Here is a 26,641-nt window from a genome sequence, read left to right on the forward strand (position 1 = left end):
AGAAACTTTCAAACAGTACAAAACAAATGGACTACAAAGAAACAAAACCCTGTACAGAGTTAGAACCCTTTATTCATTCCTTTTGGGAAATGAAAGGAAGCGAACAAGACAAACAGTGGGAACGAATCTTTCCGGATGGATGTACAGGATTAGTTTTAAATTTGGGAGACAATTGTATTACAGACAATGGTTTGGTTTCTATGGAATCTGAAAAAACTTATGCAGTTGGCGCAATGACTTCGTTTAAGGATAGTTTTATTGACCATAATACACATTTGTTTGGAGTATCTTTGAAACCTGCTGCTTTTACAAATTTTTATAATTACTTACCGCAAAACGAATTGATAGACAATACTGTCGAATTCGACAAAATCTATTCTTTTAGTATTGACAAAATCCTTAAAAATCCTGTATTGTATCTCAATCAATTTTACAGTGATCGAATTATAAAAAAAGACAATGGATTAAAATCTGTTCTTGAAGATATCCATAACTCAAACGGGCAGCTGCCTGTTTATGAACTTGCTAAAAAGAATTATACAACGGTACGACATTAGAACGAAATTTTAAAACTCATATCGGAATTTCTCCAAAAGAATATTCAAACATTGTACGTTTTCAAAATACTTTAAACGTAATAAAAAACGCTGATCAAAATCGAAATTTGTTTGATATCTCTTTTGAATGCGGTTTTTATGACCATTCACACCTTACCAATAACATCAAAAAATACAGCGGCCTTACACCATCTGAACTTTAATTTGTCGCATTTTTCCAAAATAGAAAAGAATACTCCTTTCTATTTTTGCAGATAAATATATAAATCATGAAAAAAATAATTTTAAATCTTGCAGTAACATTAGACGGATTTATTGAAGGTCCAAACGGAGAAATAGATTGGTGTATAATGGATGATGACATGAATTTCGATGCTTTCATCGATAGCATCGACACCATGTTTTACGGAAGAGTAAGTTATGATGCCTGGGGAAATTTTCAACCGGACGACAATACAAGTCAAGTCGAAAAAGAAATGTGGAAAAGTATTCATTCTAAAAACAAGTTTGTTTTTTCAAGCCAAAATCGGAATGATGAAAATGCAGTTTTCATTTCTTCGGATATTGCTAATAAAGTAGCCGAAATAAAAAATCAGGGAGGTAAAGATATTTGGCTGTATGGCGGTGCAAATCTTATCAAGACCTTTATAAACTTAAATCTTATTGATGTTTACAAAATTTCTGTTCATCCGGTTGCTTTAGGTTCCGGAAAACCTTTGTTTGAAAATTTATCAGAACGTGTTGGATTAAAACTAATTGATACCCGAGTTTTTAAATCTGGTGTTGTAGAATTGACTTATATAACGGAATAAAATATTTACATTCGCGCATGCAAATGAATATGAATATTCAAATTGCGTTATTTCACAATCAATCGACATCAATCAAAAATGAAAATCAAAGCAAAATCTTTTTTTAAAGATGAAATTAAAGACAAAGAATACTTTGCAAATTGGGTTAAAGAATTAGAAACAAATAATAAAAGAGTTTACGAAAAACTTGAAATTGCAACTTCTTTAGGCAAAACTCAAATCTGGGGATTAAACACTAACGAAGAAAATCTTGAAACGCTGGTCATATTTCCCGGTGCAAGAACAACATCTTTAATTTGGGATTTTGATCGCGGCTTAGATAATTTAAACCATAAAATGAAAATTTATTTGGTGGAAACAAACGGACTTCCAAATTTAAGCGACGGAGAAACTCCAGAAATCAAATCTTTAGATTACGGTGTTTGGGCAAATGAGGTTTTAGAAAAACTAAATATTAAAAAAGCTTTTATTGCAGGCGCTTCCTTTGGAGGTTTAATTTCTTTAAAGCTGGCAATTATAAATCCTGAAATTGTTAAAAGCATCTTTTTACTGAATCCCGGTTGTCTTCAGCCATTTTCGCTGACCTTCAAAAATCTTTACTATAACATTTTACCTATTTTAAGCCCAAAACCAAAAAATGTTTTAAAGTTTCTTGACAAAGCTGTTTTCGCAAAACCAAATCATCAATTATCTCCGCAATCTGAAAAAATGCTGGTAGATTATGAAGTTTTCGCCATAAGCCGTTATAAGGATAATACGCAAAAACCGTATTATATGGACAAACAACTAAGCGAAGTCACGAATAAAATATATCTTTTAGAAGGTGATAAAGATTTATTATTCCCTTTTGAGAAATCAATTGAAAACGCAAAAAAACATTTTCAAAATTTAGAAGAACATATTGTTTACGAAAATGTAGGCCACGGAATAGAAACCTATGATAAAGCAATGAACTATATTGGCGAGAAAATAAAAAACCACAGTTAAATGAAATTCTATTTTTTGTAATTTTAACTGAAAGATACCCCATAATATTAAAATACCATGTCCATAACAACTGAAGCAGAATTAATCGGAATGAAAAAGGCAAGCGAAGCCGTAGCTTACGCTTTAAGAGAAATGAGAAATTATGCCAAACCCGGAATTTCAACAAAAGAACTTGACGAATACGGCGGAAAAATTCTGAATGATCTCGGAGCAAAATCGGCACCTTATGTAACATATGGATTTCCCGGTTGGACTTGTATCAGCGTAAATAAAGAATTCTGTCACGGAATTCCTTCTGATAAAAAAATATTGAAAGAAGGCGATTTAATCAATATAGATGTTTCGGCAGAATTGAATGGTTTCTTTTCAGATAACGGCGGTTCGTTTGTTATTGGAGAAGATGTAAATCGTCATCAAAAATTGATTGAAGCTTCAAAAGAAATTCTGCATAAAGCAATTTATAATATAAAAGGCGGCGTTCGAATTTCTGATATTGGTTTTATAATGGAAACCGAAGCTAAAAAAAGAGGTTACAAAGTCATCAAAAACTTAACAGGTCACGGCATTGGAAGAGGGCTGCATGAAGCACCACACGAAATAGCCAATTACAGAGATAAATTTAACTTAACAAGATTTAAGAAAAACTCAGTTGTTGCGATTGAAACTTTTATCTCAACAACTTCAACCATTGCCGAAACTTTACAAGACGGCTGGACAATGGTTGGGAACAAAGGTGGTTTTATGGCACAGCACGAACATACAATTGTGGTTACAGATGGAAAACCAATTATTTTAACAGAAATGAATGAAATTTGGAATTAAAAATTCTGAAACATATAACTTAAAAAGCGTTATCCGGTTATCATTCCGTTAGGAATGTTTCATCGGTAGAAAAAAAATAACGATTGACCATATTTTACGTTCCGTAGGAACGTTTGATATCTTAGGTTATTAAACAATGATGTCAAAATCAAACGTTCCTACGGAACGTAAACGATGATAACAATATAATTTTTCTACCGACGAGATGTTCCTATGGAACAAAGAAATATATAAATTTAAAAGGGCTGCTTCGATTTTGAGCAGCCCTTTTTTATTGTTTTTCGAATCTAAATTCACCCATTTTTCAAATGCTTCGCACGCAATCTGCTTAAAAATTCAGGCGTAATTCCCAAATAAGAAGCAATATACTGCTGAGAAACCCTTTGCGAAATTGTTGGATAACGCGTAACAAACTCAATATACTGATCCATTGCCGTTGAAGAAACGGTTTTAAACAATCGTTTTTGCAATTTCGACAAATGCCTTTGAATCATCAATCGGAACATTCTTTCTAACTGCGGAACTTCGTTAATCAAATTCTCTTTAGACTGACGGGTTAAAACCAATAATTCGCAATCTTCAAGCGTTTCAATATACATGTCACTAGGAATCTGATCTTCAAAACTGGTAATATCACTTACCCACCAATCTTCGGTTGCAAATTGCAGCGTCAGTTCAATTCCTGCATCATCAATAAAATATTCGCGAATACAGCCTTTATTAATATAAGCTTCAAAATTGCATATTTCGCCGGCCTGCAGTAAGATTGTTTTTTTCGGAACCAGTCTCAATTCCAGACTGTTTTCAAAAATTTTAATCTCGGCTTCAGAAAGGCGGACAGATCTTGAAAGATATTCTCGTATTCTTTGAAACATTGTTTTACTGATTTACAAGATGTAAATATAAGATGATTTATTTAACTCATTGAATCTATTAATTTAAACACATAGGAACATAGTTTTTCGGAATCTTAAAAAAAGGCGTTTCACTTGCATTAACAAACATAGAACTATGTGCAAATGATGTGTCATTTATTTTAATCTTTTTCAACTTGAATATAAATCTATGTTTCTATGTGTTTAATAAAATTTTTATTTATTATAATTTCTTGATCTAGTTTAAGAAATGAGGAAACAAATTATTTCATCTTTGAAACCCCTAACATTTTACAAATCAAAACAATGAATGATCAAATTCTACACTTAAGAATTGCTTTAGCTTTATTGGCTATTGAAGATCTGATCCCCAGTTACATGGACGTTCAGGAAGACAAAGTAATTTCAAACGGAAATGTAGCCGTATGTATTATTGACGAAGAAGGAACCGTTTATGGCCGCATGTACGGAAATGATAAAGCAAGAAAAAGACAATCGTATAAAATTGCGTGGACAAAAGCAAGTCAGGTTTGGCTTACCGGAGTAAAAACGGGAGATTATGAAAAATTGGTTTTTAATAATATTGTAGATGAAAACGCTAACGGAATTGAAGCTCCAGATCTTATTGGATGGCAGGGCGGACAACCTTTAACCTTATCAGACGGAACAAAACTTTCTGTTGGTTTTAGCGGCTTTAGAGGCACTAGCGATTTAGAAATTGTAATAAAAGCATTTAAAAAAATATAACTACCAACTTATTTGAATGTTGCAAACGAATATTTTTAAACACATAGAAACATAGATTTATAGTATTTTAATAATAAGATTAAAATAAATGACAAATCATTTACACATAGTCTATGTTTGTTAATGCAAGTGAAACGCCTTTTTTAGATCCCTAAAAACTATGTTCCTATGTTTTTAAATAAATTACACCCAAAGAAAAAACAATTAGAATAAAAATATGAGTTACACACCTGATTCAAACCGATATCAAAAAATGGAATACCGCCGCAGCGGTAAAAGCGGATTAATGCTTCCGGCCCTTTCTCTTGGGTTGTGGCACAACTTTGGCGCGATTGACAATATCGAAAACGCCCGTAAAATATTGCACACTGCATTTGATAATGGTATAAGTCATTTTGATTTGGCCAATAATTATGGTCCGCCGGCGGGATCTGCAGAGCAGACTTTTGGTCAATTATTTAAAGAAGATTTCAAACCTTTCCGTGATGAACTTGTGATTTCTACCAAAGCTGGATGGCCTATGTGGGATGGCCCTTACGGCGATTGGGGATCAAAAAAACATTTAGTTGCGAGTTTAGATCAGAGTCTTTCCCGCCTCGGATTAGATTATGTGGATATTTTTTATCACCACAGACCAGACCCAAATACGCCATTAGAAGAAACTATGGCAGCACTTGACTTAATTGTACGTCAGGGGAAAGCGCTTTATGTGGGTATTTCGAGCTACAGTCCGGAAGAAACTCAAAATGCAATTAAAATTTTGAAAGAATTAGGAACGCCTTGCTTAATACATCAGCCTAAATATTCGATGCTGGAACGCACTATCGAAAATGGTTTACTAGATGTTTTGGAGACTAACGGAGTTGGTGGAATTGCTTTTTCACCTTTGGCACAAGGACTTCTTACCAATAAATATTTAAATGGAATTCCTGAAAATTCAAGAGCAAACGCTCATCGCGGAAACGGAGCAATTGAAGAAGATGCGATTACTCCGGAAAATATTGCAAAAGTTCGTCTGTTAAATGAAATGGCATCAGAGCGTGGGCAAAGCTTGGCGCAAATGGCATTGTCATGGGTTTTAAAAGACAAACGTATTAGTTCGGTTATCATTGGCGCAAGCAAACCAGAGCAGGTTTTAGATTCTGTTGGTTGTCTTAAAAACACTGCTTTTTCTGCTGATGAGCTTCAGAAAATTGATAGCATTCTAGCATAAAACGATACTAACTATTTAACCATAATTATGAAAACATACCAAATCAATGCATGCCTGACCATCATGTTATCCGGTTTTCTGGCAGCAAGTTTATCGGCGCAGAAAAAGCAGACTAAAGCAGCTGATTATAAGAGTGTAACGGTTTTTGTAACGGCAAAAAACACCGAGAATAAATTAACAAAAACAGAAACATTATCATTTTTTGACAAACCGCAGCCAACAGAAAAAGAAACTTCTGTTTTTGTTGATCCTTCAAAAACCTATCAAACTCTGCTTGGAATTGGCGGTGCACTTACAGATGCTTCTGCAGAAGTTTTTTACGCACTTCCAAAAGATAAACAAGAAGAAATCCTGACGGCTTATTACGATAAGGACAAAGGAATTGGCTATACTTTGGCAAGAACTAATATGCAAAGCTGTGATTTCTCCAGTGATATTTACAGTTACATTACGGAAGGCGATAAAGACTTAAAAACCTTTGATATCAGCCACGACAGAAAATACAGAATTCCGTTGATTAAAGAAGCTATTGCAAAAGCCGGAGGAAAATTAATATTATACGCTTCGCCTTGGAGTCCGCCGGCGTGGATGAAAACCAATAATAATGTTTTGCAGGGCGGAACTTTAAAACCGGAATATCACCAAAGCTGGGCTAACTTTTTTGTGAAATTTATTAAGGAATACGAAAAAGAAGGAATTCCTATTTGGGGTTATACCGTTCAAAACGAGCCAATGGCGGTTCAAAAATGGGAATCGTGCATTTTTACTGCGGAGGAAGAACGTGATTTTATAAAAAACTTTCTTGGGCCAACGATGCAAAAAGCCGGATTATCTAAAAAGAAACTGATTATGTGGGATCACAATCGTGATTTAATGTATCAGCGTGTAAGCACGGTTTTAGAAGATAAAGATGCTGCCAAATATGTTTGGGGAGTTGGATATCACTGGTACGAAGACTGGATGAAAAACGGAATGAACTTTGAAGCTGAACGCCGTGTTGCAGAAGCTTTTCCAGACAAACCACTTATACTTACAGAAGGATGCGCGGCAGATTTTGATCAAAAATTATTAACGGAATGGAGTTACGGTGAAAAATACGGAATGTCGATGATTAACGATTTCAACATTGGAACGGTTGCCTGGACAGACTGGAATATTTTACTGGATGAAAGAGGCGGACCAAATCACGTTCAAAACTTTTGCATGTCTCCTATTCACGCTGATTTAAAAACCGGAAAACTGATTTATACAAACGGATATTATTATTTAGGTCATTTTTCTAAGTTCATTAAACCGGGCGCAAAACGTGTGGCTTGTAATTCTAGCAGTAATAAATTATTGTCTACAGCTTTTGTAAATCAGGATAATAATCTTGAAGTTGTGGTAATGAACCAAACTGATAATGATGTAGAATATTTTCTATGGATAAAAGGCAAAGCTTCAAAAATAACGAGTCTTGCACATTCAATTGCAACTTTAGAAATACGCTAAAAATCATATTATGAAAAAGGTATTATTATTTCTGAATGCTTTCATGTTGTTGAATGCTATTTCAGCGTCTGCACAATCATCGGCTGAAAAGCCAAAACCTTTTAAAACACAGCAAATTCCCGGAAAAATAGAATGTGAATTTTATGATTTGGGAGGTGAAGGCATTGCATATCACGATACAGATGCCGTTAATAACGGAAGCGGAAAACTAAATCCCGTAAACGGAAATCCGTTAAACGAGTTCCGAATAAAAGAAGGTGTTGATATTTCGTATACCAAAACAGATAGTATTGACGATACGCCTTATACCAAAGTTCCTATTAAGATGAAACAGCTTTATGTGGGCTGGACGCAGCCAACGGAATGGATTAATTATACGGTTGAGGTTAAAAAATCCGGCACTTATAAAATTGGTGTTTTATATACGGCAAACGGCGATGGAACAATTTCTATTGCTGTAAATGGAAAGGATGCCACCGGAAACATGAAAATAGTTTCTACACACGATGATAAAGATCCTGTTGCCTGGAGACAATGGCATCATTGGAATAGTTCTGAAAATATTGGTACAATTAAATTAGAAAAAGGAAAGCAATTGCTCACTTTACATATCGTAGAAAACGGTAATATGAATTTAGATTATTTGACCTTTACGCCCAATTAATAATGATTTATGATTAGTTAACTTGATTTGGCCGCATGATTCAAACCAAATTGTGCGGTCATTTTTTTTTACAGCTTTTCAAAATAAAGATAATTGGTACTGCTGCTTACATCGCGTAATCTAATCTGCGAATTATTGAACTCAAATAATTTCCAGCTGTTATTCAATTTACTTAATAATGCTGAACTGAAAGTCAATTTTAATTCTCTAACATTATTTTGTACACTGCTTTCCCATTGGCCTGTTTCTGAAGTTCCCGCTTTTGTAGCTACAACAGAGTTATCATTTTTAAACACAAATGAATAACCGCTGTAAGACGAGGTTTTATCAGAATCATCAAAATAATACGGAATATCCCAAGAACCATTTGTAATTACTTCATTCAAATTAAGCGTTACAATATTGTTTTCCGGGCAGTAATCAATCGCATATTTTATAGCATTTTCGAAATCTAAATTATTATTAATAGTTCTCGTTTGACCATGATAATCAACTATCGAAATTGGATATTTTAAAGAAATATACTGACTCGGATTCAAATTTTTAATAAAATTAAAAAAAGCCTGATCGCTTATAATTGATTGGGAACTTCCTATTTGATTTGCGCTGTTATAAATATTTATTGTTATTGGATAATTGATATTCAGTCCGTTGATTTTAGCTAAAAGATCAGGATATTGATTCCAGTAATCAATTAAAGAATCAAAATCAGCTTCATTCGGAATCAGTTTTTGGATGTAATTATAATAAACCATCGTTACCGGAAAATCTATTTTTACAATATCATCATCACTATTGCTTGCGTTGATATTATCTATAACTTTTTGATAATCTGCGGTCGTATTAACTGCAATTTGAGTATTATTTACGGTAACTGTGTAAGGTAGTTTTATAGTACAATAAGTAGAACCGTCAATTACATTATCCTGCACGGTTGGCACCATGGCAACCCTTTGCAGATAAGAAGTAAGCGGAGAAGCATTTGTAATTGTTCCTTGCCCACTATCACCCTGATCATCAGGAGATTCGTTTTGACAAGATAACAAAAGCAGGAAAACTGCTGTTATTGATAAATATTTTTTAAAAGGGAGCATATTTATATTTTTACAAAGGTAATAAAATTTAAGAAACTGTTTTTTAATAAATTAACATTAAGGGCTTCGGTCTCTTTTAATACTAAATTATCAAAAGCCAATAACATTTTATTCTCCTATAAAACAATCTACATTGCTTTTACCCTACTTATAGTAAAAACAAATACTTTTGCATCATACCAATCACAAATATAAATGCCAACTAAGAACCAATCAGACACTTGCGATGAAATAATATTTTCATCTTTTTTCAAAAGTCATGTAAAAGCACTTCGAAATTTTCTTTTTTACAAATTTGGCAATGTCAGTCAGGCAGAAGATGTGGCGCAGGAAGCATTTGTAAAACTTTGGCAAAATTGTGCATCTGTACCGCTGGAAAAAGCAAAATCTTACGTATATACAATTGCCAACAACAGCAGTCTTAACGAAATTGCGCACCAAAAAGTGGTTTTGAAATATGAAAAAAACTTCACAGGTTTAGACAAAACAAATGAAAGTCCCGAATATATTCTGGAAGAAAAACAATTTCAGGCTAAACTATTGAAAGCCATAGAAAATTTAAACGAAAAACAGCGTGAAGCTTTTTTAATGCATAGAATTGACGGAAAGAAATACAGCGAAATTGCCTTAGAATTAGATATCAGCGTAAAGGCAGTAGAAAAGCGCATTCATCTCGCTTTAGTAAGCTTGCGTAAAGAAATTGATTTATAAAAGTAGGGTAAATTTAGTTTTAATTGTTTTAATTATATAGTACAGTACAATGAAAAAAGATCGCTTATTAGCAAAATGGCTCAACGATGATTTATCTCCGGATGAATTGGCTGAATTTGAAGCAAGTCCCGATTTTGAAAAATACCGAAAAATAAAAGATTATACAGCTCATTTAGAGGTAGGTGATTTGGACGAAAATGCGATGTTGTCGAACATTTTGAGTCAGAAAAAAGCGGCTCCAAAAGTAGTTCCGCTATACAAAAAATGGGCATTTAGAGCGGCGGCCATATTCGTTCTTGCTCTTGGAATTACGTTTGCGATGAAAGTTTTAGTACCGCAGACAGAAACAGCAGATTTTGGAAAAAAGACCACTTTTTCATTACCTGATAATTCTGAAGTGGTATTAAATTCCGGTTCTGAAATAAATTATAAAAAATGGAACTGGGATAATCACAGACATTTAGATTTAAAAGGAGAAGCTTATTTTAGAGTAGCCAAAGGCCGAAAATTTGAAGTACAAACCAATTTAGGAAAAGTAACGGTTTTAGGAACTCAGTTTAACGTGAAAGCCAGAAAAAACAGGTTTGATGTAGTTTGTTTTGAAGGACGTGTAAAAGTAAATTATGCCGATACTCAAATTTTATTAACTCACGGACAAAGCGTTAGTTTTGAAAACGGAAAACAAATTAAGATGGTTGTAAGTTTAACACAGCCAGAATGGGTCGGCAATGAAATCGCTTTTTATAAAGAAAATATCAGAAGCATTCTTGACGAAGTTGAAAGACAATATGATATTACAATCGAATTAAATACAAAAGATACAACATCATTATTTACAGGGAAATTACCCGCTAACGATTTAAACACAGCCTTGCATATTATTAGTACAACTTATCATTTAGAAGCTAAACAAGTCTCGAAAAATAAAATAATTTTTGACGAAAAATAAATGTTGCTCCCCAAACAAATTCATTTTTTGTTTCTTCTATTTTTCCTTGTCCCGAATGCTTTTGCTCAGGACAAAGGGAAACTTATGCCTTTTAAGAAGATCATACTTGAAATTGAACAGCAGCATCAGGTCAGCTTTAATTTTACCGAAGATAATATTGCCGGACTGGAATTAGTTCCGCCAAAAAAATCACTTTCTTTAGTCGAAAAACTGGAATATCTGGCTCAAAAAACTCATTTGTCTTTTGAAAACATAGACAACAAATTCATTAATATTTATAAAAAAGAGAATCAGGAACCGCTAATCTGCGGTTATGTTTTTTCTAATACAGATAAAAAACCAATTGAAAACGCTAATATCAGCCTTTCAAACAAAACTCAGGTTGCAACAGATGCAAACGGTTATTTTGAATTTAAAAAAGAAGACAAAAACATATTCGTAATCAGTCACATAGGATTTGTAACTAAAAAATTTACTGCAGGCAATACCGACTCTAAAGATTGTCTCCAATTATTTTTAGATCCAGAAATCATGCAGCTTCAGGAAATTAAGGCCAATGCGATTCTGGCCTCAGGGATTTCAAAAAATAAAGACGGATCGTTTGAAATTAAACCCAAGAAATTTGGTATTCTTCCCGGACTTATCGAACCCGATGCTTTGCAGACCATGCAGCAAATTCCGGGTGTAAACAGTATCGACGAAAGTGTTTCGAGCATTAACGTTCGTGGCGGTACGCACGACCAGAATTTATTTTTGTGGAATGGTATACGAATGTTTCAAACGGGACATTTTTTTGGTTTAATATCGGCATTCAATCCTAATTTGGCGCATACGATTTCTATTTACAAAAACGGAAGTTCTGCTTTTTACGGAGAAAGTGTTTCCAGCGTTGTGGCTATTTCATCTACTCCGGAAACGGCTGAGAAAAACTCGTTTAGCGCAGGATTAAATATGATTAATGCTGATGTTTACGGGAAATACAATATTTCACCAAAGGGTTATATCGAAATTTCGGCACGTAAATCAATTACTGATTTTGTAGAAACGCCTACTTATAAGGAGTATTTCAATAAAGTATTCCAAAACACGACGATCACTGATTTTTCAGATAAACAAAATGTCGATTATCACAGCGACAAGAAATTCGGTTTTTATGATGCTACGCTAAAGTATGCTCAAAAAATAGGTCTTAAAGACCAAATTGTTTTAGACTTAATTACTATAAAAGATAACCTCGAAGTTTTTCAAAGTGCAAAAGTATACGACATCAACAGTTCTGAAAATAATATTTTACGCCAGCAAAATTATGGTGGAAATTTGTCGTGGAAACGAAACTGGAACAGCTTTAATACGACTAAAATTAATGTTTACAATTCTGCTTACGAACTTCGCGCGAATCAATCTACCAGCGAAGGTCAAATCGTAATTCAGGAAAATACGGTGAACAATAACGGAGTAAATTTAGAGAACAATCATATCCTTAATTCTAAATTTACTATAAACGACGGGTATCAGTTTAACGAAATTGGTGTTACTAATTTAGAGCAGGTTACAAATCCGGATTTCTATCGTAAAGTAAAAGACGTTTTGAGAACCCACGCTTTAATTGCAGAAGTAAAATACAACGATACGATTTCCAGAATATATTTTAAGGCCGGAAGCCGAATTAATTATATCGAAAAGTTTAAAAAATATATCATTGAACCACGCGCACAGTTTAGCTACGGCATTAGTAAAAGTTTAAATGTAGAATTACTAGGCGAATTAAAAAGTCAAAATTCACAGCAGATTATTGATTTGCAAAAAGATTATTTCGGCATTGAAAAAAGACGCTGGATTATCTCTAATAACTCCACAATTCCTATTCAAAAAAGCAAACAGCTGTCTTTAAATTTATCTTATATAAAAAATGACTGGCTTTTTGATATCGAAAATTTTTATAAAAGAGTAATAGGAATTACAACTTCCAGTCAGGGGTTTCAGAATCAGTTAGAGTTTGTTAAAACTACGGGTGATTATGAAGTTTGGGGAACCGAAATGCTGATTCAAAAAAAAATGAACCACTTTTTGACTTGGTTAAGTTATACGTATAATCATAATAATTATCATTTTTCTAATTACGAATACCCAATTTTTCCTAACAATTTTGAGGTAATGCATACGGCATCGTGGGCGGGAATTTATGAGAAAAACAATTTCAAAATTGCTTTAGGTACAAAATGGACTTCGGGCAGACCTAAAACTTCTCCTGATAATACACAAATTGATCCTTCAAATCCTACATTGATTTATCACAAACCCAACAGCGATAATCTGCATATATTTTCGCAGGTTAACTTTTCTTCTACCTATAAATGGGAAACAGATAATGGTATTCAATACAAATTAGGGATCTCTATCTTAAATATTTTAAACAGAAGAAATGAAATCAGCGAATATTACAGAGTAAGTTCGTTGACAAATTCTATCGAAGAAGTCGAGACTTTTTCACTGCAAAGAACTCCAAACGTGAGCTTTAGAGTTTCATACTAATTTTCTTCAAGTCCGGATTTAAAAAAATCCTACATTATTTTTCATTTTTTTTTACAAAAACTTCAATCCTTTGGTAGGGTAATCTACATCAAGGCTGTTTTACTATTGAACCCTATCAAAAGAATAAAAATGACCACCTTACAAAACTTCAAAAAATACCACGAAGGCTATTTTATTTATGACTCTTCGTAGCATAACTAAAAAGTGTAGAACGAAATGTTCATTAAAGCATGACTTCACCATGTAGAATTTTAAAACAAAACACTTTACTGTTTCTGTAAAGTTTCAATTCCCTAATCAATATCAATATAACTTAAATTAAAAAACGATGAAATTAAAACAACTTAAATTCGCTGCGGTCCTTGTAATTACAACATTCTTTTTAAGCTGCAGTAGTGACAGTGGAGATAGTGGAGACAATGGTGGAAATAATAATCCTCCAACTCCAGAAGTTAAAAAAGCTGTTAGCCTTGCTACAAGCACTACATTAGGTTCTTACCTTGTAGATAAAGACGGAAGATCTTTATATTTTTTCTCAACAGATGCAAACGGACAAATATCTTGTACTGGTGATTGTGAAAAAGTTTGGCCTCCATTTTTTGTAGATAATTTAACTGCAGATAAATTAGGTGCAGGATTATCGTTATCAGATTTTGGAACTGTTACTGTTGGCACAAAAAAACAAGTTACTTACAAAGGATGGCCTTTATACTATTACTCACCAAGTTCTGGAGATGATGGATATGGAAACGTAACCAATACACCAGAAGCTGCAGGAAAAACAGGTGGAGATGGAATTGGTGGTATTTGGTTTATTGCAAAACCAGATTATTCTATTATGATTGTTAGAAGCCAGCTTGTGGGGCACGACGGTAAAAACTACAAATCAGATTATACGGTTGGAGATGGTAATACAACTTACTTTACAGATGCAAAAGGTATAACACTTTACACTTTTAAAAACGATAAATTCAAGAAAAACAACTACACAAAAGAAGATTTTTCTAACAATGCAGTTTGGCCAATATATGAAACAGACAAAATTGTAGTTCCTTCTACTCTTGATAAAACTAAATTCTCAGTTATTACTGTATTTGGTAAATCACAATTGGTTTACAACGGATGGCCATTATATTATTTTGGGCAGGATGCAAATGTAAGAGGCGCTAATAAAGGAATTAGTTTCCCTGCTCCTGCTGTTTGGCCTGTTCCTGTAAAAGATATTGCGGCTGCGGTTGCACCATAACATAATTTACCTACTGAGTGTAAATTAATTTAAACACATAGGGACATAGATTTTAGATTCTTAAAAAAGGCGTTTCATTTATTTAAATTTCACAGAGCTTACTATGTGAAAGAAACGGGTTTCTTTTTTATCCTTTTTAAGTATAAAATCTATGTTACTATGTGTTAAATAAAAAATTCAATAAATATTCTGGTACACTGCTGTAAAATTTAAATCCCAAATTGACATGAACAAGAGAAAAATCACGATTTTAATCGTACTGCTTTTGGTAAGTTTTGGTCCTTACTATATCTACCAAAACATTATTTACAAAGATGCCAGAGACATCAATAATGAAAAATCAATACTTACCATTTCTGCTAAAAACTTAGAAAACCACTATGCGAAAAACGCTTTGCAGGCAGATTCAAAATACTTAAATCAAACAATTGAAATTGAAGGAACAGCCACAGAAGTTACTGATTCTTCAATGGTAATTGACGGAAAAGTATTTTGTAAAATGAATGAAATAGTAAAAACGAACTTCACCAATAAACCAATCAATATAAAAGGAAGATGTATAGGTTTTGATGATTTATTTGGAGTTGTAAAATTGGATCAATGCAGTATACAACAAAACTAAATATGAAAAAAATATTCTTAATAGCCAGCTTTTTAATCTGCTTATGTGCAAATGCCCAAGAAGATTTACTTTCCAGCCTGGACTCAACACAAGTAGTTGATAAAAACGCAACTGCCACTTTTAAAGGTTTGCAGATTATCACATTGCAGTCAACAAAAATGGCGGCCAAAAAAGAGCTTTATATTGTTATATCGCATCGATTTGGTTCTGTAAAAGGCGGAATCTCTGAGTTTTTTGGTTTTGATGATGCCACGACAAAAATTGGCGGAATTTATGGTGTAACCGATTGGCTTTCTGTAAGTGCGTCACGTCATACACTTTTAAAAATTTACGAAACATCGGTTAAATATCGATTAGCCAGACAAAACGACGAATTCCCGTTTGACATTGTGGGCTACAATACAATTGATATTAACAGCGGATTAAAAAAAGATGATTATCCTAAAATTGAATTCTCTGACCGATTAACCTATATTAATCAGCTTTTGATTTCAAGAAAATTCTCTGATAAATTATCGTTGGAATTAGCGCCTTCATTCATTCATAAAAATCTATATAATCCGGATAATGAAAATGATAATCAATTTACTTTAAGTGCCGGCGGAAGATTAAAATTAACCAAAAGACTTTCTTTAAATCTTGAATATGGTGAAAATTTCAACAAACCTGATTTTTATAACAATCCATTATCTGTGGGCTTGGACATCGAAACAGGGGGTCATATTTTTCAGTTAATTTTTACCAATTCACAATCTATGACCGAGAGCGGCTACCTGACCAATGCAACTGGCGATTGGGGAAAAGGCGATTTTTTCTTTGGATTTAATTTATATAGAGTTTTTTAAAAGTATACAATATGAAAAAATTTATCTTCTTATCTGGAATTATATTATCCTTATACAGCTGCGAATCTACTACTTACGAAAGTCTGGAAGAACCAGAAGTTATAACAGGCCCGGTTACTTACAACGCCAATGTGAAATCTATTATTGATGCAAACTGTATTGCCTGCCATAATTCTGAGTCCCAGCTTATTCCTTTAGAAACGTATGCTCAGGTGAAAGACGCCACTTTAAATACGAATTTGATAGACCGAATTCAGCGTCAAAACGGAACTCCGGGACAAATGCCAAAAGCAGGAAGAATGTCTCAGGATAAAATCAATACAATTATGCAATGGAGTACAGACGGATTATTAGAAAATTAAATCGATAGAAAATGAAAAAACGAATTGTACTGCTATTTTTACTGGTTGGAATATTTCATGTTTCGGCACAAAAATATGCGACAAAAACAGGAAACTTAAAGTTTGAAGCTTCTGTTGATTCTTTTGAAGAAGTTGCGGCAGAAAACAAAAACACATCGGCCATTTTAGATTCAGGAACGGGAGATATTGCGGTGTTAACACTTATGAAAGGATTTCGGTTTAAAGTGGCCTTAATGGAAGAACATTTTAATGAAAATTATGTAGAATCGGATAAATTTCCAAAAGCTTCATTTAAAGGAAAAATTGAAGATTTTGATGCATCTAAACTTTCGGCGACAGCTAAAACAGTTAAGATTTCGGGAGATTTAACGCTGCACGGAAAAACAAAAAAAGTAACGACAAATGCTAAAATTTCAAAGTCTGACGACAAGATTACTGTAACAGGAAACTTTGAAGTAAAAGCAGAAGATTTTGATATTCAAATTCCAAAACTAGTTTCTAAAAAAGTGGCCGATAAAATAAAAGTGAATTTTAACCTGCCGCTTACAAAAATGTAATACTTTTTTTAGTTCATGGTTGTTAGTTATTTAAAAGTGCTAAATTTTTCAATTTAGCACTTTTATGTTTTTAAAGGATTATTTCCCTACAGTTTGCTGAAATTGAGCAGGATAACGATCTCCCTGAATTGTAGCTTGAGCAAAAGCATCATCAATTTTTTTAACATCATCTGCAGATAAATGAATGGAAGCTCCGCCAATGTTTTCTGTTAATCGGTGTGATTTTGTTGTTCCCGGAATTGGAGCAATCCAAGGTTTTTGTGCCAAAAGCCAGCCTAATGCAATTTGTGCTGGAGTTGCTCGTTTTTGAGAAGCAATTGCAGACAGTAAATCAACTAATTTTTGATTAGCTTTTCTGTTTTCTTCACTAAAACGAGGTAAATTATTTCTAAAATCTGTAACTTCAAAACTGGTACTTTCAGTAATTGCGCCAGTTAAAAATCCTCTTCCCAACGGACTAAACGGCACAAAACCAATTCCTAATTCTTCTAATACTGGTAAAACTTCTAACTCCGGTTCTCTCCACCAAATAGAATATTCACTTTGTAAAGCTGAAACCGGCTGAACCGCATGCGCTTTTCTAATTGATGCTGCGCCCGCTTCAGACATTCCAAAGTATTTTACTTTTCCTTCCTGAATCAAATCTTTAACTGTTCCGGCAACATCTTCAATTGGCACATTTTGATCTACTCTATGCTGGTAAAACAAATCAATAACATCTGTTTTTAAACGTCTTAAAGATTCTTCGGCAACAGCCCTGATATTTTCTGGTCGGCTGTCTTGTCCGTTAAATGCCTGTCCGCCTTTAAAACCAAATTTCGTTGCAATAACAACATCTTTTCGAAACGGAGCCAGAGCCTCTCCTACCAATTCTTCATTGGCAATACCATACGCTTCGGCAGTATCAAAAAAAGTAATTCCCTGTTCGTATGCTTCTCTAATTAATTTTATTCCTTGTTCTTTATCTAACGCTGTACCATAAGCAAAACTCAATCCCATACAGCCCAATCCTAATGCAGAAACCTCTAATCCTTGTGTTCCTAATATTCTCTTTTCCATAATTTTATTTATATAAAAGTTTATTGTTATTTTAACAGTACAAATTTCCTTCAATAAAACCATTCGTATATAATACAGATTACTGCTATTATTACCATTTTTACTGATTTGAATAATCACGCTAAGTTATTAAGAATCTGAATAGTATATTTGTGTAGATATTTTTTTTCAAATAGATCATGGACCAATTAAAACTCGAACAAGTTTCACAGTACAATCAGTTAAAAGGTGTTGAAACGCAGCATCCTTTAATCAGTGTTTTTGATAATTCTAATAGTAACGCATTACCTAATAATACGCGCCTGCATTTTGGTTTTTATGCTGTATTTTTAAAAGCGGGTCATTGCGGCGAATTAAAATACGGACGTAATAATTACGATTACGATGATGGTACAATGGTTTTTGTAGCACCCGGACAAGTTCTTGAAGTTAATAATACAGACAATTATAAATCGACAGGCTTGACCTTACTTTTTCATCCTGATTTGATAAAAGGAACTGCGCTTGCTAAAAATATAAATCAATATTCATTTTTTTCTTATGACTCACACGAAGCGCTTCATTTATCTTTAAAAGAACAGCAAATCATAAAAGATTTATTCAGTAAATTAGAATATGAATTAAGCCAATCGATTGATAAACACAGTAAAAACATTATAAGCAATACGATTGATCTGCTTTTAAATCATTGCGTGCGTTTTTATGACAGACAATTTATAACCCGCGAAAACATCAATTCTGATATTTTATCAAAGTTTGAAAATTTATTAAACGATTATTTTCAATCAGAAATAGCACAAGATTCCGGTTTGCCTTCTGTTGGCTATTTTGCAGATCATTTGCATCTTTCTTCTAATTATTTTGGAGATTTAATCAAAAAAGAAACTGGAAAATCAGCTCAGGAACACATCCATCTTAAATTGATAAATCTGGCGAAAGAACGAATTTTCGATGCAGAAAAATCAGTTAGTCAGATTGCCTCAGAATTAGGGTTTAAATATCCGCAGCATTTCAATCGAATGTTTAAAAAAAATACCGGTTACACACCAATTGAATATAGAAACCTAAACTAAACGAATGCTGGACGACTTTCCATTTTATCTCGGTCTTTTAATTATCATTTTATTACTCATAATGCTGGGCAATAAAATAAAAATAGCTTATCCTGTACTTTTAGTATTGGCAGGATTGGTGATCAGTTTTATTCCGGGTATTCCCGCTATAAATATTGAGCCCGAACTCATCTTTTTTATTTTCCTACCTCCGTTATTATACGAAGCGGCGTGGACAATTTCATGGAAAGAGTTGTGGCGCTGGCGGCGAATTATTACAAGTTTTGCTTTTATTGTCGTTTTTATCTCGGCACTTTCAGTAGCATTAGTAGCTAATTATATTATTCCCGGATTTTCATTGGCATTAGGTTTTGTTTTAGGCGGAATTGTATCGCCGCCGGATGCTGTAAGTGCCGGAGCAATTTTGAAATTTGTTAAAGTTCCCAAAACCATTTCATCCATATTAGAAGGCGAAAGTTTATTGAATGATGCTTCTTCCCTTATTATTTTCAGATTTGCTATGATTGCCGTAGCAACAGAGCAGTTTATATTTTATAAAGCGGCAATGAGTTTTAGCTGGATGATTTTTGGCGGTGTTGCCATTGGTTTATTAATTGGATGGCTTTTTATGAAAGCGCACAAATATTTACCAACAGATGCTAATGCCGATATTGTGCTGTCCTTATTAACCCCATACATAATTTATCTCGCTGCCGAAGAAGTACATAGTTCCGGAGTATTAGCGGTTGTAAGCTGCGGATTGCTTTTATCTAATAACAGGCATCGCTTTTTGAGCAGCAGATCGCGTATACAAGGCGTAAATGTTTGGGAAAGTTTATGTTTTATTTTAAATGGATTAGTTTTTATGCTGATTGGTTTAGATTTACCTCAAATTACGAAAGGGCTTGAAGGCGTAAGTCTCTTAACCGCAATTGGATATGGCGTATTAATCACAGTTGTTTTAATTGTAAGTAGAATGATATCTTCTTACGGTGCGGTAATTGTCACCTTAATTGCCCGAAATTTTATCACCGTTGCCGACAGAAGACATCCCGGTTACAAAACGCCTTTTATTCTCGGCTGGACGGGAATGCGTGGTGTTGTATCATTGGCAGCGGCATTATCGATTCCGGTTTATTTGAATAATGGCAACGGATTTCCGCAGCGAAATCTTATTTTATTTATCACTTTTATTGTGATTCTTTTGACTTTATTAATTCAGGGATTAACGCTTCCTTATTTTATCCGAAAAATTAAACTGCCTAATATCTACGATGTCCCTCGTGAAGAAGCTTATCATCAAATACGACAAGAATTAGCTGAATTTGCTTTACACTATTTAAAGACGAATTATGACGGTCAGGTAGAAAATAACACTTCATTACAGCATCTTATTCAAAAATGGGAACAGCATATTAAAGGAATTGATGATGAATCGATAAGTCAGGATCTTAAACATATTTATCTTGATTTATTAAATCAGCAGAGACAATGGCTCATCAACAGAAACAAAGAAGATCAGACTTTAGACGAATCTATTATTCGCAGACAAATGCATTATCTGGATATTGAAGAAGAAAAACTGAGATATCTTTAATTTATATAATAAAAAAACAGCCTCTTGTTGGGCTGTTTTTTTATTAAGACTGAAAAGTTGTTTTCGTCTTATTTAGGAAGTTTAGCAAGGAATTTCAAGATATCGTTTCCTATTTCGTTTACATGTGTTTCAAGCGCAAAATGTCCGGTATCATAAAATTTTACCTCAGCATTTGGACTGTCTTTTTTATACGCTTTTGCTCCGGCAGGTAAAAAGTAAGGATCTTTATCTCCCCAAACTGCCAATATCATTGGTTTTTTAGTTCTAAAATATTCCTGGAATTTTGGATAAAGTGCCACATTAGTTCTGTAATCTTTTACAAGATCAAGCTGAATTTCAATATTTCCCGGACGATCTAAAAAGTGCTGGTCCAAAGTATAAGTTTCGGGAGCAATAAGACTTTTATCAGCTACTCCGTGAAAGTACTGGAATTTTGTAACTTCGGTCGATACAAAACCATTAAGTGCATCGCGATTGGCTTGAGTTGGCTCTTTCCAATATTTCTGAATTGGATTCCATTCGTTGCTTAAACCTTCTTCATAAGCATTTCCATTTTGAGATATAATTCCTGTAATTTTTTCCGGATTAGCCAAAGCAAGTCTAAAACCAGTTGGCGCACCGTAATCAAATACATAAATCGCAAAACGTTTTAAACCAAGCTGATCGATAAAACCCTGCATTGTTTTAGCCAAATTATCAAAAGTGTAGGCAAACTGTGTATGATCTGGCGCATCAGAGTAACCAAATCCAGGTAAATCTGGAGCAATCACACGGTATTTTTTACTCAAAATAGGAATCAGGTTTCTGTACATATGTGATGACGTTGGATAACCATGAAGTAATAATACAACTGGCGCATCTTTTGGGCCTGCTTCACGATAAAAAATATTCAAGCCGTCGACCTTTGTGGTATTATAATGTGTTGCCTGAATTTCAGTATTACTTTTTGCTGCAGAAGATTTTTCTTGTGCATTTGCATCAATTCCGGGCAGCGCTGTTAAAGTCAATATTAGCGCTACAGATTTAATTATGTTTTTCATATTTTCAATTGTTTGATACAAATTTATTTTGTATTTTTGATATCTAAATATGATATGTTATGATCATATTAATCACTAATAATGATGTTATGAATAGTAATGATCTTAAAATATTTGAAGCTGCCGCAACACTCGGAAGCTTTACAAAAGCGGCAGAAGCTACTTTTACTGTACAATCGAATGTTACGGCGCGTATAAAAAGTCTGGAAGAAGAATTTGAAACGGAACTTTTCAAGAGAGTTTCCCGCAAGGTTGTACTTACGGAAGCCGGCGAAACATTATTAAAATATGCGAAGAAAATAGGCAATTTGCTGAATGATGCAAAAAATGATATTCAGAACTCAGATCAAATTGGAGGAACGGTACGCATTGGCTGTATTGAAACTACGATGGCCTTAAAAGCACCTGATATTATTAATAATTTTAGCGAAATTTATCCGGCTGTTGAACTCGAGTTTCATTCGGCAGCATTATCGACACTTGTTCACGATGTATTAAATTATAAACTGGATGCTGCGTTTGTTATAGCACCAATAAATATTCCCGAACTGGAACAAGTGGTTGTGCGCAACGAAAAGCTTCTTATACTTTCTCCATCGGGAACAAATAAATTAGAAGATATTCTTAACGAAGATCCTTTAAAAATTGTCGTTTTTGAAAAAGGCTGTGTTTTTAGATCCCGACTTGAAACGTGGCTAAGCTCAAAAGGAATCACGCGCTATAAAAGCACCGTACTTAATTCTATTGAAGGAATTATCAATTTTGTTGAAGCAGGTTTAGGAATCAGCATTCTTCCGGAAGAAGTAATTAATACGTATTACAGTGGCAGGAATATCAAAACTTTTCCGGTAAGCAAAGAGTTGAACACGATGACAACTTTATTAGTTTACAGAAACGAAGAACTCCATTCTAAAGCGCTAAATGCGTTTATAGAACAATACAGAGAGCCTTCAGCAGTTTAAACTTTGATCTTTGACTTCCTTTTAAAATAAATAGAGAAAGAAAGTACAGCCAAATAGTTCTTAAAAAAGTTTTTTTTAGTGACCAAAATCATTAACTTGTTATAGAATTAGAACTAATACCCCAGTATTTATGAGGTTTATTTCTAAATTTTTTAAAACAAATTATTACCCGAAGTAATTTTTCTAACACTAGAAAATTACTTACTCATTGTACTAAAAAAACAAAACTATGCGAGTATCAGTAGTCCGAAAAAGTATAAAATTCACCCCAGATTCCAGAAGAGTTGTTGCCCGATATTTTATGAATGGTTACGAACGAACCCAGCAAATGGTGCTTCGGATCATGACATTGGATGAAAAACAAGTATTGGAAACTTTAGAGCAAACCCTTCGCGAGTTTGCCAGACGCCATCGTAATATTTCGGCTATATTTTTTAGACACTGCGAAAAAATCAGGCCTATTATTGAAGCCATGCAGGTCGATTATGAAGGAATGTCTTTGAATCGAAAAATGCTTATTGGTTCCTATTGCACCATGGAATATGCGATAGAATCTGCAGCTATTTTTAATCCCTCAATTGTAGAAGATTTTGATCAGTCGGGTTTAGAAGTTGGTGAAAAACGTGTTATTATTTCCTTTCGTGCCACGGGCGAAGGTCATATTTCATCGATTGTTTTTAGACGAGGAATTCTAGACAGAGATAACAATTTGCAGATCATGAAAATTGGTCATCATATTGATAAAGCCGAAATTGAACACAAAACTTTATTCAACAAAGAGCGATTTTTGACTAAGCTGATCGAAATGCATACCCAGGACAAATACATCGATCAAATCATGCAGGGTTTACCAGATGAATTTGAATTTGCTGTCCTTAAAAATTTATTGACCACAGCATTGGGCGATCCGTTGATACGCCAGGAAAGAAGAGTTGCACTCGAAGAAATTCTTTGGTTAGCTAATTCGTTTTATGATTTACAATTCAAACACGATTCTGATATTACGGAGCGTGTTATTTTCCCAATATCCGATTCTGAAAGCCGCGGAATTGAAGACGCTCGTTTCGTACGTTTTACCGATGATGATGATTCTGTTCGTGTTATGGCTACTTATACCGCCTATAATGGTCATGCCATTTTACCAAAATTAATTTCTACAGAAGATTTTTATTCGTTTAGAGTAATGCCTTTACACGGAGAAGGCGCTCAAAATAAAAACCTGGCTTTATTTCCACGAAAAATAAAAGGAAAATACGCCATGCTTGCCCGAATCGACGGTGTAAATAATTACATTATGTATTCGAACCGAGCGACTCAATGGAACAATCCTATTTTATTGCAGCAGCCGCGTTACACTTGGGAACTTACCCAAATAGGAAATTGCGGTTCTCCGCTTTGGACCGAAGAAGGCTGGCTTGTCATTACGCACGGTGTTGGTACAATGCGCCGTTATTGCATTGGCGCATCGCTTTTTGATCTTGATGATCCGTCAAAAGAAATTGGAAGACTTAGCGAACCGTTACTTTCTCCGCTTGAAGACGAACGTGAAGGCTATGTCCCTAATGTCGTATATTCCTGCGGAGCGATTATTCACAATAATAGTTTGATATTACCGTATGCTGTTTCTGATTATTCGTCTACTTATGGTGTGGTGGATATGGTGGAATTATTGGATGCTTTGAAGAAGAGTAAGTAAAAATATTGGGGGTTAAAAATACATTTAAATGGTAAAAAAAATTATATGCGTTTTATTTACATTCCTTATTTCTATAGTATTTATTAGTTGTGAGACTAAAAAAAGTAATTTGGAAGAATCCGTTTATTATGTTGAAAATATTAAACCAATACAAGATTCTATTTTTAAATTAAAAACTTATGGCGCTAAATTAGCTGTATGCAGTTTAAAAAAAACTTCTAGTCATACTATAATTAATTTATCTGTACCAGATACTCCTTATAAAATTCATACTAATTATAAGTATAAAAAAATTCAGGGAGTTAATATTCTGTTTGTAAATTATGATGAAAAACTGATTAATCAAGAAATTCCAAAACAACTTATAAAAGATAAGATTTTAGCATTTAATGGACCTGAGAATAATGAGCCACCGTACTTAGAGTTTATTTTTTGTCCAAATGATATTAGTTCAATAAAATGTTTTAATAATATCCAGCTTGACGATTTTGATCAGGAATTTAGAAAAAACAAAAAGATCTTTAATGAAGATATGTTGGTTAGAAAATGTGACGATAATGAAACTTAATTCTTTTCATATTCGAGAATTCGAAATTTTTCCATTTGTAAACTACAGACTGCAAATTCGCAAAAAGAAAACTAGCAATGAATAAATTTTATTTCTTAAGCATATTATGTGTCTTCATAAGTTGTAACACCAGAAATCGTATTGATAAAAAATTATTAGATTCGATTACTCAGATCCATATACAAAATAGGGCTATCAATAAATTTGGAGGAATCGAAGAATATAGGATTAAAAACAAAAAAGAAATCGAATCTATCTGTAAAGATGTGGTTTCATTAAAAAAGGAGAACAACCTACAAACAAAACCCTTTAATGGTACAATCCTTATAAGATTTTCATACGAAGATAAAGATGGGATAAATGAATACATTAATATTCTAACAACTAATATTATTTTTAAACCTAATGGAGAATATTTTATAGATTATTCTAGAGGGCAATTTGTCTCAGATCACTTTTTAGCTAGAATTTTAAACTATTTAGAAATAGATAAAAATAAAGTTTCTGCGTTGGATAATTACCAAAAATCCGAGCAAAATAAGTTATAAAAATCAAATACAAATGACCCTTCAATTTAAAATAGATAGCAATTATGATGATGAATTACTTTTATCATATTTGCAGCATCACTTAATTAAACAAGAAATTAGCGATGTATCTATTATAAATAACAAGCTTGTACTTAAAAACAATTTATTTAATGGTCAAAGTCAAATGAATAGCTTTGCTTATACCGCAGAAGGCTTCTTTTATATCGAACATTTTGAAACTTCTAAAACACTTTATTATACTTATTATAATTTTAGAGTTCTACTATATATTGGTTCTCTTTTTTTAGTTTTAGGTTTTTTCTTTGAAACATTTAGAATTCTTACTATTGGTATTATTCTAATAACTCTAATTAATCAAACTCTTTATCGTAAAAAACAGAAAAGATTTATAACTAAAAAAATTTCAGAGTTTATTGCTGCCAATCAAGCTTAACAATTTTTCCTAATCAACTGCAAAACCTCGCAAAACCTTCCCAAGATCTTTCTTCATTTCTATTTTATTTTTCTCATTTGAAACATCAGATGAATCTATTTTAAAAATTACAAAGATTAAAAACCCTGAAATTATCATTATAAAATCATCAATATTAATTTTAGTTTGACTTGAATTTCTGTTTAGAATGTTCTTTAAAATCTGCCGATTTGATTTAAAATAAGAATCTATAAGAGCAACAATTTTTCATTTTCATTTGACAGTTTTTCTTTCATTATTAATTTGAAAAATGACAGATTATCAATAACCAAATCGATAAAAAAATCAATATAAATTGAAAGTTTTTCGGCAGAAGTTTTGTCTTGCAGATCAAGTCTTTTCTCGGCATCTTTAAACTGATCTATTTTACTTTCGAATACAATTAAAAACAGATTTTCTTTCGAATTAAAATAATAATTGAGCATTGCGGTATTTATGTCTGCCTTTTGAGCAATGAGCCTGACAGTCGTATCTTTTGAACCATAATTGCAAAACAATTCTTCGGCAATATCTAGAATGTGTTTCTTTTTACTTTTTGTTTCCACTTTTTCAAAGAGC

29 protein-coding genes are annotated in these 26,641 nt (G+C 33.3%); 24 read left to right on the top strand and 5 right to left on the bottom strand.

Going from position 1 to position 26,641, the window contains the following annotated elements; all coding sequences use genetic code 11:
* Positions 1–26 precede the first annotated feature (26 nt).
* The 5 genes from B3C18_RS03060 (at position 27) to map (ending at position 3,178) form a co-directional block, all read left to right on the top strand.
* Positions 27–557: a DUF6597 domain-containing transcriptional factor gene (locus B3C18_RS03060; protein ID WP_291142192.1), complete on the top strand. Its 531-nt coding sequence runs from the start codon at positions 27–29 to the stop codon at positions 555–557.
* 26 nt (positions 558–583) lie between these two features.
* Positions 584–760 carry an AraC family transcriptional regulator gene (locus tag B3C18_RS03065; RefSeq protein WP_349680554.1) on the top strand — a complete coding sequence of 59 codons (177 nt, stop codon included), beginning with the start codon at positions 584–586 and terminating at the stop codon, positions 758–760.
* Positions 761–826: 66 nt separating this feature from the next.
* Positions 827–1,369 (top strand): dihydrofolate reductase family protein, encoded by a 543-nt coding sequence (locus B3C18_RS03070; protein WP_291142195.1) that lies wholly within the window; start codon positions 827–829, stop codon positions 1,367–1,369.
* A 78-nt stretch (positions 1,370–1,447) separates the two neighbouring features.
* Positions 1,448–2,356 carry an alpha/beta fold hydrolase gene (locus B3C18_RS03075; RefSeq protein ID WP_291142198.1) on the top strand — a complete coding sequence of 303 codons (909 nt, stop codon included), beginning with the start codon at positions 1,448–1,450 and terminating at the stop codon, positions 2,354–2,356.
* A 57-nt stretch (positions 2,357–2,413) separates the two neighbouring features.
* On the top strand, positions 2,414–3,178 hold the full coding sequence (map, locus tag B3C18_RS03080) for a type I methionyl aminopeptidase (RefSeq protein ID WP_291142200.1): 765 nt from the start codon (positions 2,414–2,416) through the stop codon (positions 3,176–3,178).
* A 293-nt stretch (positions 3,179–3,471) separates the two neighbouring features.
* On the opposite strand, the gene B3C18_RS03085 is transcribed toward map, so the two are convergent.
* Complete coding sequence (locus tag B3C18_RS03085) at positions 3,472–4,053, bottom strand: Crp/Fnr family transcriptional regulator (protein WP_291142203.1); 582 nt, start codon at positions 4,051–4,053, stop codon at positions 3,472–3,474.
* 306 nt (positions 4,054–4,359) lie between these two features.
* Here B3C18_RS03085 and B3C18_RS03090 point away from each other — a divergent pair, with 306 nt between their 5' ends.
* The 4 genes from B3C18_RS03090 to B3C18_RS03105 all read left to right on the top strand — a co-directional run bounded on the left by B3C18_RS03090 (position 4,360) and on the right by B3C18_RS03105 (position 8,168).
* Entirely contained in the window at positions 4,360–4,800 is a 441-nt protein-coding gene (locus B3C18_RS03090; protein ID WP_256635960.1) for a GlcG/HbpS family heme-binding protein, read from the top strand.
* 217 nt (positions 4,801–5,017) lie between these two features.
* Complete coding sequence (gene mgrA, locus B3C18_RS03095) at positions 5,018–6,013, top strand: L-glyceraldehyde 3-phosphate reductase (RefSeq protein ID WP_291142211.1); 996 nt, start codon at positions 5,018–5,020, stop codon at positions 6,011–6,013.
* 27 nt (positions 6,014–6,040) lie between these two features.
* Entirely contained in the window at positions 6,041–7,504 is a 1,464-nt protein-coding gene (locus tag B3C18_RS03100) for a glycoside hydrolase family 30 protein (RefSeq protein ID WP_291142213.1), read from the top strand.
* 10 nt (positions 7,505–7,514) lie between these two features.
* Positions 7,515–8,168 carry a delta endotoxin C-terminal domain-containing protein gene (locus B3C18_RS03105; protein WP_291142216.1) on the top strand — a complete coding sequence of 218 codons (654 nt, stop codon included), beginning with the start codon at positions 7,515–7,517 and terminating at the stop codon, positions 8,166–8,168.
* 68 nt (positions 8,169–8,236) lie between these two features.
* On the opposite strand, the gene B3C18_RS03110 is transcribed toward B3C18_RS03105, so the two are convergent.
* A complete protein-coding gene (locus B3C18_RS03110) occupies positions 8,237–9,262 on the bottom strand; it encodes a hypothetical protein (protein WP_291142219.1) in 1,026 nt (341 codons plus the stop codon).
* Between the two features lie 195 nt (positions 9,263–9,457).
* Between B3C18_RS03110 and B3C18_RS03115 the strand changes: the two genes are divergently transcribed.
* The 8 genes from B3C18_RS03115 (at position 9,458) to B3C18_RS03150 (ending at position 17,086) form a co-directional block, all read left to right on the top strand.
* Positions 9,458–9,973, top strand: a complete 516-nt coding sequence (locus B3C18_RS03115) for an RNA polymerase sigma factor (protein ID WP_291142223.1) — start codon at positions 9,458–9,460, stop codon at positions 9,971–9,973.
* A gap of 49 nt (positions 9,974–10,022) precedes the next feature.
* Entirely contained in the window at positions 10,023–10,922 is a 900-nt protein-coding gene (locus tag B3C18_RS03120; protein ID WP_291142227.1) for a FecR family protein, read from the top strand.
* A 27-nt stretch (positions 10,923–10,949) separates the two neighbouring features.
* Positions 10,950–13,454, top strand: a complete 2,505-nt coding sequence (locus tag B3C18_RS03125; protein ID WP_291142230.1) for a carboxypeptidase-like regulatory domain-containing protein — start codon at positions 10,950–10,952, stop codon at positions 13,452–13,454.
* 328 nt (positions 13,455–13,782) lie between these two features.
* Entirely contained in the window at positions 13,783–14,700 is a 918-nt protein-coding gene (locus tag B3C18_RS03130; RefSeq protein ID WP_291142233.1) for a hypothetical protein, read from the top strand.
* Between the two features lie 226 nt (positions 14,701–14,926).
* Positions 14,927–15,322, top strand: a complete 396-nt coding sequence (locus tag B3C18_RS03135; RefSeq protein ID WP_291142236.1) for an OB-fold protein — start codon at positions 14,927–14,929, stop codon at positions 15,320–15,322.
* Positions 15,323–15,324: 2 nt separating this feature from the next.
* Positions 15,325–16,167, top strand: coding sequence for a DUF5777 family beta-barrel protein (locus B3C18_RS03140; protein WP_053472447.1), 843 nt, complete (start codon positions 15,325–15,327; stop codon positions 16,165–16,167).
* A gap of 11 nt (positions 16,168–16,178) precedes the next feature.
* Positions 16,179–16,529 carry a cytochrome c gene (locus B3C18_RS03145; protein ID WP_291142241.1) on the top strand — a complete coding sequence of 117 codons (351 nt, stop codon included), beginning with the start codon at positions 16,179–16,181 and terminating at the stop codon, positions 16,527–16,529.
* Between the two features lie 11 nt (positions 16,530–16,540).
* Complete coding sequence (locus tag B3C18_RS03150; protein ID WP_291142244.1) at positions 16,541–17,086, top strand: YceI family protein; 546 nt, start codon at positions 16,541–16,543, stop codon at positions 17,084–17,086.
* Positions 17,087–17,164: 78 nt separating this feature from the next.
* On the opposite strand, the gene B3C18_RS03155 is transcribed toward B3C18_RS03150, so the two are convergent.
* Positions 17,165–18,145: an aldo/keto reductase gene (locus B3C18_RS03155; RefSeq protein WP_291142247.1), complete on the bottom strand. Its 981-nt coding sequence runs from the start codon at positions 18,143–18,145 to the stop codon at positions 17,165–17,167.
* Between the two features lie 179 nt (positions 18,146–18,324).
* Between B3C18_RS03155 and B3C18_RS03160 the strand changes: the two genes are divergently transcribed.
* Complete coding sequence (locus tag B3C18_RS03160; RefSeq protein ID WP_291142250.1) at positions 18,325–19,218, top strand: helix-turn-helix domain-containing protein; 894 nt, start codon at positions 18,325–18,327, stop codon at positions 19,216–19,218.
* A gap of 4 nt (positions 19,219–19,222) precedes the next feature.
* On the top strand, positions 19,223–20,794 hold the full coding sequence (locus tag B3C18_RS03165; RefSeq protein WP_291142252.1) for a Na+/H+ antiporter: 1,572 nt from the start codon (positions 19,223–19,225) through the stop codon (positions 20,792–20,794).
* A gap of 68 nt (positions 20,795–20,862) precedes the next feature.
* On the opposite strand, the gene B3C18_RS03170 is transcribed toward B3C18_RS03165, so the two are convergent.
* Positions 20,863–21,834, bottom strand: coding sequence for an alpha/beta fold hydrolase (locus B3C18_RS03170; protein ID WP_291142255.1), 972 nt, complete (start codon positions 21,832–21,834; stop codon positions 20,863–20,865).
* 59 nt (positions 21,835–21,893) lie between these two features.
* On the opposite strand from B3C18_RS03170, the gene B3C18_RS03175 reads away from it, so the two are divergent.
* The 5 genes from B3C18_RS03175 (at position 21,894) to B3C18_RS03195 (ending at position 26,044) form a co-directional block, all read left to right on the top strand.
* Entirely contained in the window at positions 21,894–22,796 is a 903-nt protein-coding gene (locus B3C18_RS03175) for a LysR family transcriptional regulator (RefSeq protein ID WP_291142258.1), read from the top strand.
* A gap of 229 nt (positions 22,797–23,025) precedes the next feature.
* Positions 23,026–24,492, top strand: coding sequence for a glycoside hydrolase family 130 protein (locus B3C18_RS03180; protein WP_291142261.1), 1,467 nt, complete (start codon positions 23,026–23,028; stop codon positions 24,490–24,492).
* 28 nt (positions 24,493–24,520) lie between these two features.
* Entirely contained in the window at positions 24,521–25,060 is a 540-nt protein-coding gene (locus B3C18_RS03185) for a hypothetical protein (RefSeq protein WP_291142265.1), read from the top strand.
* Between the two features lie 77 nt (positions 25,061–25,137).
* Entirely contained in the window at positions 25,138–25,608 is a 471-nt protein-coding gene (locus B3C18_RS03190) for a hypothetical protein (RefSeq protein WP_291142268.1), read from the top strand.
* 13 nt (positions 25,609–25,621) lie between these two features.
* Entirely contained in the window at positions 25,622–26,044 is a 423-nt protein-coding gene (locus B3C18_RS03195; protein ID WP_291142270.1) for a hypothetical protein, read from the top strand.
* Between the two features lie 227 nt (positions 26,045–26,271).
* On the opposite strand, the gene B3C18_RS03200 is transcribed toward B3C18_RS03195, so the two are convergent.
* Positions 26,272–26,628 (bottom strand): TetR/AcrR family transcriptional regulator, encoded by a 357-nt coding sequence (locus tag B3C18_RS03200; RefSeq protein WP_291142273.1) that lies wholly within the window; start codon positions 26,626–26,628, stop codon positions 26,272–26,274.
* Positions 26,629–26,641: the final 13 nt, after the last annotated feature.

The organism is Flavobacterium sp. UBA7680 (assembly GCF_002482975.1).
Taxonomy (GTDB): Bacteria; Bacteroidota; Bacteroidia; order Flavobacteriales; family Flavobacteriaceae; genus Flavobacterium.

What these genes read in the sequence shown, in the direction of transcription:
- B3C18_RS03150 (WP_291142244.1), top strand. Translation starts at nt 16,541, where the DNA reads ATGAAAAAACGAATTGTACTGCTATTTTTACTGGTTGGAATATTTCAT.
- B3C18_RS03070 (WP_291142195.1), top strand. Translation starts at nt 827, where the DNA reads ATGAAAAAAATAATTTTAAATCTTGCAGTAACATTAGACGGATTTATT.
- B3C18_RS03180 (WP_291142261.1), top strand. Translation starts at nt 23,026, where the DNA reads ATGCGAGTATCAGTAGTCCGAAAAAGTATAAAATTCACCCCAGATTCC.
- B3C18_RS03190 (WP_291142268.1), top strand. Translation starts at nt 25,138, where the DNA reads ATGAATAAATTTTATTTCTTAAGCATATTATGTGTCTTCATAAGTTGT.
- B3C18_RS03105 (WP_291142216.1), top strand. Translation starts at nt 7,515, where the DNA reads ATGAAAAAGGTATTATTATTTCTGAATGCTTTCATGTTGTTGAATGCT.
- B3C18_RS03185 (WP_291142265.1), top strand. Translation starts at nt 24,521, where the DNA reads ATGGTAAAAAAAATTATATGCGTTTTATTTACATTCCTTATTTCTATA.
- B3C18_RS03170 (WP_291142255.1), bottom strand. Translation starts at nt 21,834, where the DNA reads ATGAAAAACATAATTAAATCTGTAGCGCTAATATTGACTTTAACAGCG.
- B3C18_RS03175 (WP_291142258.1), top strand. Translation starts at nt 21,894, where the DNA reads ATGATCATATTAATCACTAATAATGATGTTATGAATAGTAATGATCTT.
- B3C18_RS03100 (WP_291142213.1), top strand. Translation starts at nt 6,041, where the DNA reads ATGAAAACATACCAAATCAATGCATGCCTGACCATCATGTTATCCGGT.
- B3C18_RS03140 (WP_053472447.1), top strand. Translation starts at nt 15,325, where the DNA reads ATGAAAAAAATATTCTTAATAGCCAGCTTTTTAATCTGCTTATGTGCA.
- B3C18_RS03075 (WP_291142198.1), top strand. Translation starts at nt 1,448, where the DNA reads ATGAAAATCAAAGCAAAATCTTTTTTTAAAGATGAAATTAAAGACAAA.
- B3C18_RS03060 (WP_291142192.1), top strand. Translation starts at nt 27, where the DNA reads ATGGACTACAAAGAAACAAAACCCTGTACAGAGTTAGAACCCTTTATT.
- B3C18_RS03160 (WP_291142250.1), top strand. Translation starts at nt 18,325, where the DNA reads ATGGACCAATTAAAACTCGAACAAGTTTCACAGTACAATCAGTTAAAA.
- B3C18_RS03135 (WP_291142236.1), top strand. Translation starts at nt 14,927, where the DNA reads ATGAACAAGAGAAAAATCACGATTTTAATCGTACTGCTTTTGGTAAGT.
- B3C18_RS03085 (WP_291142203.1), bottom strand. Translation starts at nt 4,053, where the DNA reads ATGTTTCAAAGAATACGAGAATATCTTTCAAGATCTGTCCGCCTTTCT.
- B3C18_RS03110 (WP_291142219.1), bottom strand. Translation starts at nt 9,262, where the DNA reads ATGCTCCCTTTTAAAAAATATTTATCAATAACAGCAGTTTTCCTGCTT.
- B3C18_RS03165 (WP_291142252.1), top strand. Translation starts at nt 19,223, where the DNA reads ATGCTGGACGACTTTCCATTTTATCTCGGTCTTTTAATTATCATTTTA.
- map (WP_291142200.1), top strand. Translation starts at nt 2,414, where the DNA reads ATGTCCATAACAACTGAAGCAGAATTAATCGGAATGAAAAAGGCAAGC.
- B3C18_RS03155 (WP_291142247.1), bottom strand. Translation starts at nt 18,145, where the DNA reads ATGGAAAAGAGAATATTAGGAACACAAGGATTAGAGGTTTCTGCATTA.
- mgrA (WP_291142211.1), top strand. Translation starts at nt 5,018, where the DNA reads ATGAGTTACACACCTGATTCAAACCGATATCAAAAAATGGAATACCGC.
- B3C18_RS03195 (WP_291142270.1), top strand. Translation starts at nt 25,622, where the DNA reads ATGACCCTTCAATTTAAAATAGATAGCAATTATGATGATGAATTACTT.
- B3C18_RS03090 (WP_256635960.1), top strand. Translation starts at nt 4,360, where the DNA reads ATGAATGATCAAATTCTACACTTAAGAATTGCTTTAGCTTTATTGGCT.
- B3C18_RS03130 (WP_291142233.1), top strand. Translation starts at nt 13,783, where the DNA reads ATGAAATTAAAACAACTTAAATTCGCTGCGGTCCTTGTAATTACAACA.
- B3C18_RS03145 (WP_291142241.1), top strand. Translation starts at nt 16,179, where the DNA reads ATGAAAAAATTTATCTTCTTATCTGGAATTATATTATCCTTATACAGC.
- B3C18_RS03115 (WP_291142223.1), top strand. Translation starts at nt 9,458, where the DNA reads ATGCCAACTAAGAACCAATCAGACACTTGCGATGAAATAATATTTTCA.
- B3C18_RS03120 (WP_291142227.1), top strand. Translation starts at nt 10,023, where the DNA reads ATGAAAAAAGATCGCTTATTAGCAAAATGGCTCAACGATGATTTATCT.